The sequence below is a fragment of the Candidatus Krumholzibacteriota bacterium genome (assembly GCA_016931295.1).
In the GTDB taxonomy this organism is placed as follows: domain Bacteria; phylum Krumholzibacteriota; class Krumholzibacteriia; order Krumholzibacteriales; family Krumholzibacteriaceae; genus JAFGEZ01.
In genome coordinates, this window is record JAFGEZ010000034.1 from 128,742 (window position 1) to 143,093 (window position 14,352).

The window sequence follows — 14,352 nt, forward strand, 5'->3', positions numbered from 1 at the left end:
CCTGCAGGGCGGGTGAGAGACGTGGACGGCAAGACGACAATCGCCATACTGGGCGGCGGTCTGGACGAACTGAACATCATCGGCGAGTTCCACCGCAACCCCGAGTACCGGATCATCGCCGTGTACGACGGCGATCCGCGCGCCGTCGCGATAGAGATCGCCGAGATCCTCGGCATTCCCACCTTTTCGGACGACCGTTTCATCGAGACGTTCCGCGCGGCGGACTACATAATCGTCTCCGAGAACCGAAGGAAATACGCGGCGGAGATCGAGGCGCTTCGAGACGACAGGCGGAAGATCGTCAATCCGAGCGAAGCGGCAAACTATCTCGCCACCGGCGGCGCGTCGGGGGAGAGGAAGGAATCCGGCCAGGAGGCCTCCTCCGAGGAGACGCCGTGGCCGATGCACCTCGAACAGGCGCTCGAGTATCTCAACAGGATCACCGACCGGGAACGTCTCCTGAAGTGGCTTCTCGAGATCGCCGTCAGGGCGGCGGGAGCGTCGAGCGGCTCGATCATGCTCCATTCGGACCGCACCGGCGAGCTCTACATCGGCTACGCGAGCGGACTGAGTCCCGACGTGATCAAGAACACGCGGCAGAAGATCGGCGAGGGGATCGCCGGAAAAACCGCGGAGATCGGGACGAGCAGGCTCATCGATGACGTCGAGGATTCGGTGCTCTACCACGACGGCCGCGAGCGTCCCAACATCCTGAGCGCGATCAGTTGTCCGCTCGATCACGAGGGACGGCTTCTCGGCGTCATGAACGTCAACACCGTGGCGGGGGAGAAGGTGCTGGGGACGGACGATCTCCGCGTGATCGAGACACTCGCCGGCAAGATCGCGCCGATCCTCGATCAGCATCTCCGATTCGACAACGAACGGATCAGGGAGGTCGAATACCTGATCCGCAACTACCTGGAGACACTCTTCCACCAGGAGCGGGATTTCCACGAGAAATTCACCCTGCTGTGCCGGTTCCTCGCCGACACGCTGGGGGCCGATACGGCGACGGTGTACACGGCGACCGACGAGGGAGACTGGCTCATACTGGGCGGAAGCGACCAGCAGGTCGCCGTCGGCGCCGGCCATCCGCGTGTCCATGTCGTCAAGGGGAGCCTCGCCAAGGCCTTCGCGGCCGACGAGGAGATCATCATGACCGAGGCGCACCGGGGCGACGCGAACGAGTTGACGCCCCTCGACGGCGGGATCACGACGATCTATCTCCCCCTCAGGCACAACGAGCCGCTCGGCGTCATCGTTCTCGAATTCTCGACGCTGGACACGCTGCAGGTCTTCCTGCGCATCAAGGACACCCTCCGGTTCCAGGTCGGTTTCTTCGTTTATTCCCAGCTCCACGAGGTGCGCCAGACGCGGAGGATGAAAAGCCTCGAGCGGCTCGCGATGCTTCCGCCCGAACTGATGCACGCGACCGATCTCCGCGCCCGCGTCAGGCGGCTGCCGGAGATACTCTGCTCCCTGATCGGGGCCAGGGAAGGATCTCTCCATTACGCCGGGCCGGAAGGCACCGAGAAGGCCAGGCACAATTTCCCCGAGAAGGAATCCGAGCGGAAACGACGGGAAGAGTACGACAACGAGGTGCTCAAGCACGTTCGCGCAACGTGGAAACCCGCATGCATCTCCTTTCTTCCGACCGACGTCGACATGTACCAGAAACCGCCCCTGTACCGTTCTCTCATCGGTTTCCCGCTCTTCAGGACGCCGGAGCGCATGGCGGTCTTCATCGCCTATGACAAGATGCCGACGAACCCCCTCGATTCGTCCATCTTCGGCGGCCATGACATCGACATCCTCGGCCGGGCAGGGGAGATGATCGCGCCGATCGTGGCCGGGGACACCCTCGTCGACGAGGAAACGCCCCTCGTCGGATTCGGCGACCTGCTTCGCAGCAACCAGAAGCTTTTCCTCTCCCGCATCGGCGAGGAGATCGAGCGCGCCGCGCGATATCATCATGGCTTTGTCGTAACCGTCTTCAATATCAGCGGTATGCGCGATCTGTTCAATGTCGATTATCAAGGCGCCCTCGGCGTGGTGAACGAGATCAGCGTCGGCGTGCGCCAGCACATACGGAAGACGGATTTCTTTTCCTGGATAGAGAACGACCTCTTCGGGATCCTCTCGATCGAGAGCTACCAGCGGATGGGCTATCTCGAGGAACGCATAAAGAATTTCATCGTCTCGTCGCTTTCCGCGAAGGGCCTCTTCGACCCCGCCCATTTCGCCCCGTCGAGCGGATACGCCCTCTTCCCCGGCCCGGCCGAGACGCCGGCCGACCTGATCAACGAGGCGCGCAAGCGCCTGTAGTGTGCGCGCGCCCGTTCCCCGTCGATTCACCGTTGCCGCGACAGGTGCCGTATGGTATCCTCGCTTCCTGCGCGCGCCGACGCGGCGCGCGCGGCGCGACACGGTAACGCATTAATATAGAACATTTTGGAGTGTGCGCAGTGCCTGCGATCAGGAAGCTACGTCCAGACGTCTCGAGCCGCATCGCGGCCGGGGAAGCGATCGAGAGACCGGCGAGCGTCGTCAAGGAGCTGGTGGAGAACGCCCTCGACGCCGGGGCGACGCGCATCCGGATCGACATCGAGGAGGGCGGGCGATCGAGGATACGCGTCGAGGATGACGGCGCCGGCATCGCCTCGGCGGATCTGCCCCTGGCCATCGAGAGCTTCGCGACGAGCAAGATCTCGACTGTCGAGGACATCGAGGAACTCGAGACGCTCGGGTTCCGCGGCGAGGCCCTGGCGAGCATCTGCGCCGTCAGCCTGCTGACCATCCGTTCGCGGAGCGGGGAGGAGGAGGTCGGCCGCGAGAGGCGATGGCGCGCTGGCGTCCCGGAGCGCGACGAGCCATTCGTCAGGAACCGGGGAACCACGGTGGAGGTGCGGGACCTCTTCTTCAACCTGCCCGCCAGGCGGACCTTCATGTCGAGCGGGCAGGCAGAGACGCGACGAATCTCCTCGCTGGTGCAGGCCTTCGCCCTCGCCTCGCCGGAGACTGCCTTCTCCTTGTCGGACGGCGGCAGGGAGATCCTCTCGTATCCCGCCTCCTCGCCGGACGAGCGTGTCGAACTGGTCTTCGGGGCCTCCGTCTTCGAGCAGTTGCGATCGTTCGGGAAATCCTCCGGACGGATGTTTGCTCGCGGATACACGTCGCTGCCGGCCTTCACGCGCGGCAACCGCACCGCGCAGCACCTCTTCGTCAACGGCCGCTACGTGCGCGACCGGATGCTGAGCCACGCGATCCGGCAGGCCTACGAATCGCTCGTCCCCGCGGGACGATTCCCCGTCACGCTCCTTTTTCTCGACCTTCCCGGAAGCGATGTGGACGTCAACGTCCACCCGACGAAGGCCGAGATCCGTTTCCGCGACGAAAGAAGCGCTCACCGTCTCGTGGTGTCAGCGATCCGCGAGGCAGTCGGCGGCGGGGATTCCCTTTCCGAGCGCATCGATTCCGTCTACCGGGGCATCATCCCCGGCGAAATCGACGAGTTTCATCGCGACGCGGGTGGAAACGGGACCGCACAGAACGTTTTCGCATTCCCCACCACCCCCGCCCGCGAGGAGGGCAGGGACTACGGCGGCCCGGCCTCCCTCTTCGGCGAGGGGGACGCTGGCGATCCGGCGCCGCATCTCTACTGGCAGCTGCACCGCAGTTTCATCTTGATCCAGATACGGGGAGGGATGGTCGTCATCGATCAGCACGCCGCGCACGAACGCATCCTCTACAACAACGCGAAACGGAACATCTCGGGAAACCGCCCCGTCGTCCAGTCGTTGCTGTTTCCAGCGACAATCGACCTGACCCCCGGGGAATTCGAGCGTTTCGAGGAACTCGCGGACGTTCTCCCGTCGCTCGGCTTCGAAGCCGAATCCTTCGGCGGACGATCGATCATCGTCCGCGGCATCCCCGCCGGCGTGCGGAACTGGGACGAGGGACGGCTGCTCCGCGATATCTTCTCCGAGCGCTCGTCGGGCGTGGAGGGATTCCTCCGGACCTACGCGTGCAAGGCCGCCGTCAAGGCCGGCGACGCCCTCGCGCCCGAAGAGATGCAGAGCCTCGCCGACCGTCTCTTCGCGACGGACGCTCCATACACCTGTCCGCACGGACGACCGACGATGCTCCGCGTGACGCTATCCGATCTCGAAAAGCGTTTTCTTCGCACCCCGAAGGGGGACTGATGCCGAACGCGGCGGTCATAGCGGGCGCGACCGCAACGGGGAAGACCGCCCTCGCCGTTTCACTCGCCGCGACGCTCGATGGCGAGATCGTCTCGATCGATTCACGGCAGGTCTATCGCTCGATCGACATCGGCACGGCCAAGCCCGACGCGGCGGAGCGTTCCGCTGCCATTCACCACATGCTGGACCTGATCGGGCTCGAAGAGACGATCGACGCCGAGCGTTTCGCCTCCTCAGCCGCGGCGGCCGTCAGGGACATCATCGCACGCGGGAAGATCCCGATCCTCGCCGGGGGATCGGGCATGTACCTGCGGGCCCTCCTCGACGGCTTCTTCCGCGTCGATCTGGACGCGAGCGAACGGGCGCGATTCGCCGACGACGTGTCCGAACGGACGTCGGCCGTACTTCACGAACAACTCCGGGAGATCGACCCGGCGAGCGCCGACCGGATCCATCCGAACGACCGCTATCGCATCGTGAGGGCCCTCGAGGTCCACGCGCTCACCGGCGTGCCCCTCAGCGAGCATTTCGCCAGGCAGGGGGGGAGGGGCCGTCTCGAAGACGTCTCCGTCGTGAAGATCGGTCTCCGGATGCCGCGAAAGGAATTGCACCGGCGGATCGGGCGCCGGACGGAACGGATGTTCTCGGAGGGGCTCGTCGAAGAGGTCTCCCGCCTTCTCGACGGCGGCGCCGATCCCTCCTGGCCGGGGCTCCAGACGCTCGGGTATCCCGAGGCGATCGCCTGCGCGAGGGGCACGATAACCGTCGGGGAAGCGATCGAACGCGTGGCGGCCCGCACGCGGCAATACGCGAAACGGCAGGAGACGTGGTTCCGGAAGGAGCCGGACGTCGTCTGGCTCGACGCGCTGCGGCCGGACCTCCTGGAACTGGCCCTCGGCATCATCCGCGAGAGGTCGTTTCCCGCTTGACAGGAACTCCTTCGGTTGGTAGCTTGTAGCGCGGATACATCGGAAACACGCAACGAAGCGGGCATAACTCAGCTGGTAGAGTATCAGCTTCCCAAGCTGAGAGTCGCGGGTTCGAATCCCGTTGCCCGCTCCACTTTTATCCAACAATGCCAGTCAAGATCCATGCAATCGGGGGCACGAGCGGTTTCTTCCGGGCCGGCGACGAGATCCTCTCGATCGACGGCAGGCCGGTCGAGGATCAGCTCGATGTCCTGTTCCTTCCGGCGGGGGAGGAGAGCGCCGAATACGCGGTCAGGCGGGTCGACGGGCGCACGGCGCGCCGGCGCCTGCGCGCTGAGACCGTTGCGGCGGCGGACCTGCGTCTCGAGGAGTTGCGTTTCAGGAGCTGCCGGAGCCGGTGCGTCTTCTGCTTCGTCGACCAGATGCCCGGCGGCCTGCGGCAGTCCCTCTACGCGAAGGACGACGACTACCGGCTCTCCTTCCTCTTCGGCAATTACGTGACCCTCGCCGACGTCTCCGGGGAAGACATCGATCGGATCGTCGAATACGGACTCTCGCCGGTCTACGTCTCCGTCCACGCCCTCGACCGCGACGTTCGAGAACGTCTCTTCGGCCGGCCGATGCGATCGGACATCTTACGCACCATGAGGCGGCTCGCGCGCGGCGGCGTCACGATGCACGCGCAGATCGTTCTCGTTCCGGGATACAACGACGGCGAAGTTCTCGAACGCACCGTCGAGGGCCTGTTCTCGCTCTGGCCGAACGTCGCGTCGACATCGATCGTCCCCGTCGGGCTCACCCGGCACCGTCGGGGGCTAGCGCGTCTCGCGCGTCCCGGCGCCGCGATGTCAGGCGAGCTCGTCCGTGTCGCCGAATCGATGCGCGGGAGGTTCGCCGAGCGAACCGGAGGCGATCCCTTCCTCTATCTCGCCGACGAGATCCTTCTCGCCGCCAACCGGCGGATCCCGCCGGCCGAATGGTACGGCGACTTCCCGCAGCTCTCGAACGGCGTGGGCATGGCGCGCGTCTTCATCGACGAGACGGCCAGGCGCGCGGCGCGGCTCTCTCGCTGGCGGGGGAACGCTCGGCTCCTGCTGGTCACGGGGAAACTGGGAGGCCGCCTGTTCCGGCGCCACATCGAGCCGATCCTCGCGCCGCTCGGTCCGCGCATCGACGTCGCGCCGCTCGTAGTGACGAACCGCCTCTTCGGATCGTGCGTGACGGTGTCGGGTCTGCTGGCGGGAGCGGACATCGCGGCCGCGGCGAGAGAGGCCGATGCCGACCGCTGCCTCGTGCTGCCGCCGAACGTCCTCAACCACGAGGGTCGGTTTCTCGACGAATCGACGCCGGCATCGCTGGCGCGCGAGCTCGGCCGCCGCGTGATCGCCGCGCGGCAACATTTCCTCGAGCCCGGGGTCATCGGCCGCTGCGGACCCCGGAAGGGATCGCGATGAAACGTCCACCGGTCGTCGCCATCGTCGGCAAGCCCAACTCGGGCAAATCGACCCTCTTCAACCGCATCGTGGGATCGCGGCTCGCGATCGTCCACGAGACGCCGGGGGTAACGCGTGACACGATGCAGGTGCGGGCCGACTGGAACGGCCGCGCGTTCGACCTCGTCGACACGGGAGGCTTCGCCGAGGCGCACGAGGATCCCCTGCAGCCGCAGATCTCCGACCGCATCGTCAGGACGGCCGGGCGCGCCGACGTCATCCTTTTCGTGGCCGACGTCGACACCGGCCCGACCGCCGAGGACGGACGCCTCCTCAAGGCGCTCCGCGAATTCCGCGACCGGATGATCCTCGCCGTGAACAAGGTCGAGGCGGACGCCGACCGATGGAACGTGCACGAGTTCCATTCGCTCGGCATCGAACCCGTTTTCGAGGTGAGCGCGCTGCACGGCGGGGGAGTGGGGGACCTTCTCGACGCGATCGTTGAGCGATTTCCGGAAGGAGAAGTCGCCGCCGAGGATCCGGCCCTCCGGGTCACGATCGTCGGCAAGCCGAACGTCGGCAAGAGTTCTCTCGTGAACTCCCTGCTCGGCGAGGACCGACACATCGTCTCCGAGGAACCGGGCACCACGAGGGACAGCATCGACATCCGCATCCGGTGGCACGACCGGGAGATACTGATCGTCGACACGGCCGGCGTCAAGCGGAAGGCCAGGACGGAGCCGGGACTCGACGTGATCAGCTCCCTCAAGAGCCTGCGGAGCGTCCGCTTCGCGGACATCGTGCTCGTGATGCTCGACGCGACGGCGGGGATCTCCCGCCAGGACGTCCGTGTCGCCGCCGAGGGACATCGCGCCCGCAAGGGGGTCGCCGTGCTCGTCAACAAGTGGGACCTCGTCGAGAAGAACAATTCGACGGCCGCACGCTTCACGAGGGCGGTCCGGGAGGAGATGGCCTTCCTCTCGTACGCGCCGGTGCTCACCATCTCGGCCCTCACCGGCCAGCGCCTCGACCGGATCTTCCCCCTCTGCGTCCGCATCCAGGAGGCGCGGAACGCGCGGATATCCACCTCCGAGCTGAACCGCGTCCTCGAGACGATCACCGGTTCGAATCCGCCGAAGTTCTACCGCACCGGCACGGGAAAGATCTATTACGGCACCCAGACGGGCGTGGAACCGCCGACTTTCACCCTCTTTGTGAACAAAGCAGCGTATTTTCCTCGCTCCTATATACGTTATTTGAACAACAGCCTGAGAAACCTGTTTACCTTCGAGGGGACAGCCATTACAATCTCGCTGAAATCGAAGGAGAGGTGAGGATGGATCTGCTCCTGCGTATCGCAATGGTCGTTGTGCCGAGCTATTTGATCGGGGCGATCCCGTCGAGTTTCGTGGTGGGGAAACTCGTCCGCGGAATCGACCTCCGGGAGCACGGAAGCGGTAACCTCGGCGCGGCCAACACCTTCCGCGTGCTCGGACCCGGCGCCGCCGTTCCGGTGCTCGCCTTCGACATCATCAAGGGCTTCATCGCGGTCAGGTATTTCTCGACATTCGGGGGCCCGGGGATCTGGTACGGGATGCTCGCCGTCCTCGTCGTCGTCATCGGGCACAACTACTCCGTATTCATCGGTTTTTCCGGCGGCAAGGGCGTGGGGACGACGGCCGGCGCGTTCCTTGCCCTCGCGCCCTGGGCGGTCGCGTTCTGCATCGGCGTATGGATCGTCGTCCTGCTTCTGTCCCGCATCGTCTCGATCGCCAGCATGATCGCGTCCGCACTGCTCCCGTTCGCGGTGCTCTTCGAGAACAGGTATCTCGACAGGGAGGGGCACGTCGCAGTGCAATTACTGGCAGTCGCCGTGACGCTGCTGATTTTGTTTACCCACCGGGGAAACATCAGGCGGCTCGCTCGCGGCGAAGAGAAACGGATATTCTGATGAGTGCCTCGAAACGAACGAAAAAGGAACGGGTCGCGGTCATCGGCGCCGGCTCGTGGGGAACGACGCTTGCGCTCCTGCTGGACGGCAAGGGCATCGAGACACGTCTCTGGGAATTCTATCCCGAGCAGGCCGACCGTCTCCGCCGGGACGGGGAGAACGCGCGCTTCCTGCCGGGACTGCCGATTCCGCGAACGATCGCGATCACTTCCTCGATCGACGAGGCGATCGGCGGCGCGACGCACCTGCTCTTCGTCACGCCAAGCCACACGATGCGGGCCGTCGCCCGTCTCGTGGCCGCGTCGCCGGCCTTCGATCCGGACGTCACCGTCGTGAACGCATCCAAGGGGCTCGAAGAGGAAACGCTCAATCGAATGAGCGAGGTCCTCGGCCAGGAACTCCCCCTGCCAACAGCGCGCATCGTCGGGCTCCTCGGTCCCAGCCACGCCGAGGAAGTGAGCCGGAGGATGCCCACGTCGATCGTCGTCGCCGGCCCGGACAGCGCCGTCCTCAAGGATGTGCAGGATCTCTTCATGACCGAGTTCTTCCGCGTCTACACGAACACCGATCTCGTCGGGGTCGAACTCGGCGTCTCCCTGAAGAACACCATCGCGATCGCGGCGGGGATCTGCGACGGGCTCGGCCTGGGGGACAACACGAAGGCGGCCCTCATCACGCGGGGGCTGGCCGAGACGAGACGCCTGTCCATCAAGCTCGGCGCCCGGGAGGAGACGCTGATCGGTCTGGCGGGCGTGGGCGATCTCGTCGTCACCTGCATGAGCAGGCACAGCAGGAACCGTCACGTCGGCGAGGAGATCGGCAAGGGCCGGACGCTCCGGGAGATCCTCGACGAGATGGTCATGGTCGCGGAGGGGGTCAAGACGACGCGCGCCGCGAAGGAGCTCTCGAAACGCGCGGGCGTCGAGCTGCCCATAACCGAACAGGTCTACGAGGTCCTCTTTCACGACAAGGATCCGATGGAAGCCATCCGGGACCTCATGATGCGCAAGGCGAAGCGAGAGATGTGGACGTAGAGTCGAAACGAGTCACGATGAAGCGGACCGAACAGAAGCTGTACTACTCGATCGGCGAGGTCAGCGGCCTTCTCGACGTCAAGCCGCACGTCCTGCGGTACTGGGAAACGCAATTCCCCGCGCTCAAGCCGAGGAAGAACCGCGCGGGGAACCGGACCTACCGCGTCAGGGACATCAAGTACCTCCTGACCATCAGGAGCCTTCTCTACGACAAGGGCTTCACGATCCAGGGGGCGCGGCAGAAGCTCCGGGAGAGCAACAACAACCCGGACGTGCTCATCGAGCAGCTCGCGATACCGTTCGCCGATCCCGAGAAGCGGAGCGTTTTGATCTCGATCAGGAACGACCTGGTCGAGCTCAGGGAACTCGTCGAGCGCCTGTAGAGACGGCGGCGAGCGAGCTTTTCCGCTTGTTTCGGGCGGCCCCCGGTGATACATTATGCCGTGGTCGGGGCGTGGCGCAGTCCGGTAGCGCACTTGCATGGGGGGCAAGTGGTCGCTGGTTCAAATCCAGTCGCCCCGACCAGTTTCTGTCTCCACCGTATGCTGGCATACCTCTCATACCGGTTCTCCGCCTTCATCGTCCGGCGGGCCCCCCGTCGCGTTTCCTCGGCCTTCGAATCCATGATAGCCCGCCTGTTCCACTTCTTCCGCCCCCGCGTGCGCGGAAACACGAGGCGGAATCTCGACGCCGCGGGATCGGGCGCGTCGACGATCGAGGTGTTCCGGTTCTTCGCTCGTTCGACGGGGGATTTCCTGATGCTCGGCTCCGATCGCGGCAAGGCTCTCCTGGCTTCCTGCCGCTTCGAGGGCCGCGGGCGCCTCGACGAAGCGCTCGCCCGGGGAGGGGGCGCGATCCTCTTCCTTCCGCATCTCGGGCCCTGGGAGGCCGCGGGGGCGTACATCTCGTCGCTCGGATACCAACTCAACACCGTCGCGCTCGAACACCAGTCCCCGGCGGTGACCCGCTTCTTCGGCGAGCGGCGCCGCTCGTGGGGGATCGCCGAGCACGCGCCGGGGGAAAGCACGACGCGGCTTCTCGATGCCCTGCACCGGGGCGAGATCGTCGTCCTCCTCGTCGACCGGAACCTCGCGGGCAGGGGGGTGGAAACGACGTTCCTCGGACGCCGCGCCATGCTCCCCGACGGTCACGTCGTGCTTGCCGCCAGGGCGGGAGCCCCGCTCTTCCCGTGCCGATGCCGGTACGGAGTCGACGGCGCGATAGAGATCCTCGTTGACGATCCAATCGATTCGACGGGGGATACCGCGTCGATCGTCGAGGCGTGCGTCCGGCGCCTCGAGGTTTTCGTCCGTGAGAATCCCGAGCAGTGGTTCGCCTTCGATCACGTCTGGCTGGAGGGGGATTGAGATGCTCGACCGGATCGGCGCCGTCATTCCCGCGTTCGAGGAGGAGAAGCGGATCGGCGATGTCGTGCGCGCGGTGACGTCGCATCTCGATCCGTCGCTCGTCGTCGTCGTCGACGACGGTTCCCTCGACGGCACGGCCCGCAATGCCGCCGCGGAAGGGGCGCGCGTCGTCCGACACGCAGCGAACCGCGGCAAGGGCGCGGCTCTCAGGAGCGGCTTCGATCTGCTCGTCTCGGAGGGAGTCGCCCGGGCCGTCTTCACCGTCGATGCGGACGGGCAGCACGACACGTCCCTGATGCCCCGGTTCGTCGAGGAGATGGACGCGCGTGCGCTCGACATCGTTATCGGCAGCCGCATGGGGGAGACGACGGGCATGCCGGCTCTCCGGCGCCTGACGAATCGCGTCACCTCCGCCGTCGTCACCGCGCGGGCGGGGGTCCGGATCGCCGACTCCCAGTCCGGTTTCCGCCTCGTCCGCACGGAACTCCTGCGGCGCGTCCGTCTCGTCACGAGCCACTTCGAGACGGAAAGCGAGCTGCTCATCAAGGGGGCGCGGGCGGGGGCCTCATTCGGCTCGGTTTCCATTCCCACCATCTACGGCGCCGAGCAAAGCAAGATCCGCCCCGGCAGGGACACCTGGCGCTTTTTGGTGCTGGTCGTACGGTCCCTCTTCTGGTAGGATTCCCATTCCCGGAGACGCGAGAGAGAGGTAGCGATCTGTCTGGACGGAAACTCATACTCGTCACCAACGACGACGGTGTCGGCGCCGACGGGATCGTCGCCCTGGCCGAAGCCCTCGCCGGCATCGGCGAGACCGTCATCGTCGCCCCGGCGCTCGAGCAGAGCGCGACGAGCCACGCGATCACGCTCGACAAGCCGTTGCGCATGGAGGAGATCGCGCCGGGAAGGTACGCGGTGAGCGGAACGCCCACGGACAGCGTCCTGCTCGCCGTCAAGAGTCTCCTGAAGGGGAAACCGGACCTCCTCGTATCGGGGATCAACCGGGGGCCGAACATGGGGGAGGACGTCAACTACTCGGGGACCGTGGCCGCGGCGATCGAGGGGCACATGCTCGGGATCCCGTCGATCGCCATCTCGCTCGCTTCGTGGGAACCCGCCCCGCTCGGCCCGGCTGCCGAGGCCGCCCGGTACCTCGCCGTCCGCATGCTCGAGGAGAGCGGAACCCTTCCCGGGCTGTGGAACGTGAACGTCCCGGCGATTCCCGCCGAGGAGATCGCGGGCTACCGCGTCACGAAACTCGGCTCCCGGGTCTACGACGACATGATCGTTCCGAAAAAGGACCCGCGCGGCAGGGACTACTTCTGGATCGGGGGAGGACACCCGGGCTGGAGCAGCGAGGCGAAGGACGACATCACGGCCGTCCGCGACGGCTGCATCTCGGTCACGCCCCTGCGGATCGACCTGACCGACTTCAAGGAGATCTTCAACCTGGAGAGACGGAAGCTGGCATGGGGAACGCCCTAGACTACCGCATCGCCCGTCGTCGCATGGTGACCGAGCAGCTCCTCGCGCGCGGCATCGCGTCGAAGCCCGTCCTCGACGCCTTCATGCGCGTGCCGCGGCATCTCTTCGTCGATCCCGCGCTCGGCGCGCGTGCATACGACGACTGCTCCTTCCCGATCGGGTTCCAACAGACGATCTCGCAGCCCTACACGATCGCCTTCATGGTCCAGACCCTGGATCCGGACCGGACGCACAAGGTGCTCGAGATCGGGACCGGGTCGGGTTACCAGACGGCGATCCTCTCCCTGCTCGCGAGGGACGTCTTCTCGATCGAGCGTGTCAAACGGCTCTCGGAGAAGGCCGAGACGGCACTCAAGGAAATCGAGACCGGCCGCATCAGGCTGAAAACGGGGGACGGCTGGCACGGTTGGGATTACTACGCGCCCTTCGACCGGATCATCGTCTCGGCGGCCGTCAAGGGCCGCCCGGATCTCCTGCTCGGACAACTCGCCGAGGGGGGACTCCTCATCGCGCCGATCGCCGACCAGTCCGAACAGATCGTCCTCTACCGTCGCCGCGACGGGGCCATCGACGAGCAACGACTGCAGGAATGCGCATTCGTTCCGCTGAAGAAGGGAATCTGCTGACCATGCCGCTGCTTCTCGCACTGAACGCCGCGTCTGCGCGGATCATGACGGTCCTGATCGCCATGTTGCCCATCTTCGAGCTCCGCGGGGCGATCCCGATCGCGATCGCCTCCTACGGCCTTGGATGGCGCGAAGCGTATCTCTTCGCCGTCATCGGGAATTTCCTTCCCGTGATCCCGATCCTCCTTCTCCTCGAGCCGGTATCCACGCGGCTGCGCAGATGGCCCTCGTGGGATCGCTTCTTCACCTGGCTCTTCGAGCGCGCTCGTCGACGGGGAAGGATGATCGAGCGTTTCGAGATACTCGGCCTCGTCCTCTTCGTCGGCATTCCGCTCCCCGTGACGGGGGCGTGGACGGGATGCGCGGCCGCCTATCTCTTCCGTCTCCCGCTCAGGAAATCGATCCCCGCCGTCTTCGCCGGTATCCTGGTCGCTGGAATCGTCGTCACCCTCGCCAGCCTCGGCGTCATCTCCTTCTGGGGGCTGTCACGTGTCCGGTGAGGGGAAACGCGGAGGATCGGCCGCCTCGCGCGGCGTCAGGCCACCCGCCGGCCGGTCGAAATCGATTGTTTTTGACTTTCGGGCGTGTTATGTTTGCCGATGTGTCGGGGCGTAGCGCAGTTCGGTTAGCGCGCCTGCTTCGGGAGCAGGAGGTCGCTGGTTCAAATCCAGTCGCCCCGACCATTTATCTAATGCATGAACGGATCGTTCATTCGTTTTCTTTCGTGATGCTGCTTGTGCTTCTCCCTCTGGCACTAGGCTGCACCCCATCACCCAAGTATCGTGGGAGCACATCCAGTGGGCAGCGGCGGACCGAGGAGCGGTCTTCCGGCACCGCGAACGATTCCAAGATTGGGATAGCCTTTTCGGCCCCGCTGCGGAATTACAAAGAATCCAGGATTACGAGCAGATTCGGATTGCGCCGTGATCCCCGATACAACAGGGAGGAATTTCACTACGGGGTTGATATCAAGGCGCGGGCGGGGGAGGAGGTTCTCGCGGCAGCCGCGGGTACGGTGACATTCGCGGGGCGACAGCGCGGATTCGGTAAGCTCATCATTATCGACCACGGCGGGCGTGTGAGCACCGTATACGGACATCTCTCGAATGTTGCCGTGAAAATGGGAGAATCGGTCAAGGTGGGGACCGTCATCGGGACGGTCGGGAGGACAGGGAATGCAACCGGCGTTCACCTCCACTTCGAGATTCGAAAAGAGGGTAAAGCGCTCGATCCTCTCGATTACATTTGACGATTGGGTGAATAGTGTAGTTAACTGTGTACGTGCGCAGTGAAGGAACCATGAAAAGCGAAATCGACGAGATCCA

General features: G+C 65.1%; 14 protein-coding genes and 3 tRNA genes. All 17 read left to right on the forward strand.

The features are described 5' to 3' along the window. Window positions 1–21: 21 nt before the first annotated feature. The 17 genes from JW876_09035 to JW876_09115 all read left to right on the forward strand — a co-directional run bounded on the left by JW876_09035 (window position 22) and on the right by JW876_09115 (window position 14,276). Complete coding sequence (locus tag JW876_09035; protein MBN1885652.1) at window positions 22–2,325, forward strand: GAF domain-containing protein; 2,304 nt, start codon at window positions 22–24, stop codon at window positions 2,323–2,325. A gap of 131 nt (window positions 2,326–2,456) precedes the next feature. Further along, the gene (gene mutL / locus JW876_09040; protein MBN1885653.1) at window positions 2,457–4,202 is read left to right on the forward strand and encodes a DNA mismatch repair endonuclease MutL; all 1,746 of its coding nucleotides are present in this window, start codon (window positions 2,457–2,459) and stop codon (window positions 4,200–4,202) included. After that, window positions 4,202–5,131 carry a tRNA (adenosine(37)-N6)-dimethylallyltransferase MiaA gene (gene miaA / locus JW876_09045; protein MBN1885654.1) on the forward strand — a complete coding sequence of 310 codons (930 nt, stop codon included), beginning with the start codon at window positions 4,202–4,204 and terminating at the stop codon, window positions 5,129–5,131. Before mutL ends, miaA begins: the two co-directional genes overlap by 1 nt. Window positions 5,132–5,188: 57 nt before the next feature. After that, a tRNA-Gly gene (locus JW876_09050) sits at window positions 5,189–5,264 on the forward strand. 13 nt (window positions 5,265–5,277) lie between these two features. Continuing rightward, window positions 5,278–6,585, forward strand: coding sequence for a DUF512 domain-containing protein (locus tag JW876_09055; GenBank protein MBN1885655.1), 1,308 nt, complete (start codon window positions 5,278–5,280; stop codon window positions 6,583–6,585). Next, the gene (gene der, locus JW876_09060) at window positions 6,582–7,898 is read left to right on the forward strand and encodes a ribosome biogenesis GTPase Der (GenBank protein ID MBN1885656.1); all 1,317 of its coding nucleotides are present in this window, start codon (window positions 6,582–6,584) and stop codon (window positions 7,896–7,898) included. The genes JW876_09055 and der overlap by 4 nt, the downstream gene beginning before the upstream one ends. A gap of 2 nt (window positions 7,899–7,900) precedes the next feature. Beyond that, entirely contained in the window at window positions 7,901–8,515 is a 615-nt protein-coding gene (gene plsY, locus JW876_09065) for a glycerol-3-phosphate 1-O-acyltransferase PlsY (GenBank protein MBN1885657.1), read from the forward strand. Continuing rightward, on the forward strand, window positions 8,515–9,549 hold the full coding sequence (locus JW876_09070) for an NAD(P)-dependent glycerol-3-phosphate dehydrogenase (GenBank protein ID MBN1885658.1): 1,035 nt from the start codon (window positions 8,515–8,517) through the stop codon (window positions 9,547–9,549). The genes plsY and JW876_09070 overlap by 1 nt, the downstream gene beginning before the upstream one ends. A gap of 17 nt (window positions 9,550–9,566) precedes the next feature. Continuing rightward, a complete protein-coding gene (locus JW876_09075) occupies window positions 9,567–9,932 on the forward strand; it encodes a MerR family transcriptional regulator (GenBank protein MBN1885659.1) in 366 nt (121 codons plus the stop codon). Window positions 9,933–9,997: 65 nt separating this feature from the next. Beyond that, window positions 9,998–10,074, forward strand: a tRNA-Pro gene (locus tag JW876_09080). Further along, complete coding sequence (locus JW876_09085) at window positions 10,041–10,916, forward strand: lysophospholipid acyltransferase family protein (protein MBN1885660.1); 876 nt, start codon at window positions 10,041–10,043, stop codon at window positions 10,914–10,916. Before JW876_09080 ends, JW876_09085 begins: the two co-directional genes overlap by 34 nt. Before the next feature lies 1 nt (window position 10,917). Beyond that, entirely contained in the window at window positions 10,918–11,595 is a 678-nt protein-coding gene (locus JW876_09090) for a glycosyltransferase family 2 protein (protein ID MBN1885661.1), read from the forward strand. Between the two features lie 56 nt (window positions 11,596–11,651). Continuing rightward, window positions 11,652–12,401 carry a 5'/3'-nucleotidase SurE gene (surE, locus tag JW876_09095; GenBank protein MBN1885662.1) on the forward strand — a complete coding sequence of 250 codons (750 nt, stop codon included), beginning with the start codon at window positions 11,652–11,654 and terminating at the stop codon, window positions 12,399–12,401. Between the two features lie 23 nt (window positions 12,402–12,424). Next, the gene (locus JW876_09100) at window positions 12,425–13,027 is read left to right on the forward strand and encodes a protein-L-isoaspartate(D-aspartate) O-methyltransferase (GenBank protein ID MBN1885663.1); all 603 of its coding nucleotides are present in this window, start codon (window positions 12,425–12,427) and stop codon (window positions 13,025–13,027) included. Between the two features lie 2 nt (window positions 13,028–13,029). Then, the gene (locus tag JW876_09105) at window positions 13,030–13,527 is read left to right on the forward strand and encodes a small multi-drug export protein (GenBank protein MBN1885664.1); all 498 of its coding nucleotides are present in this window, start codon (window positions 13,030–13,032) and stop codon (window positions 13,525–13,527) included. A gap of 105 nt (window positions 13,528–13,632) precedes the next feature. Continuing rightward, window positions 13,633–13,710 (forward strand) — tRNA-Pro (locus JW876_09110). A gap of 8 nt (window positions 13,711–13,718) precedes the next feature. Further along, complete coding sequence (locus tag JW876_09115) at window positions 13,719–14,276, forward strand: M23 family metallopeptidase (protein ID MBN1885665.1); 558 nt, start codon at window positions 13,719–13,721, stop codon at window positions 14,274–14,276. Window positions 14,277–14,352: the final 76 nt, after the last annotated feature.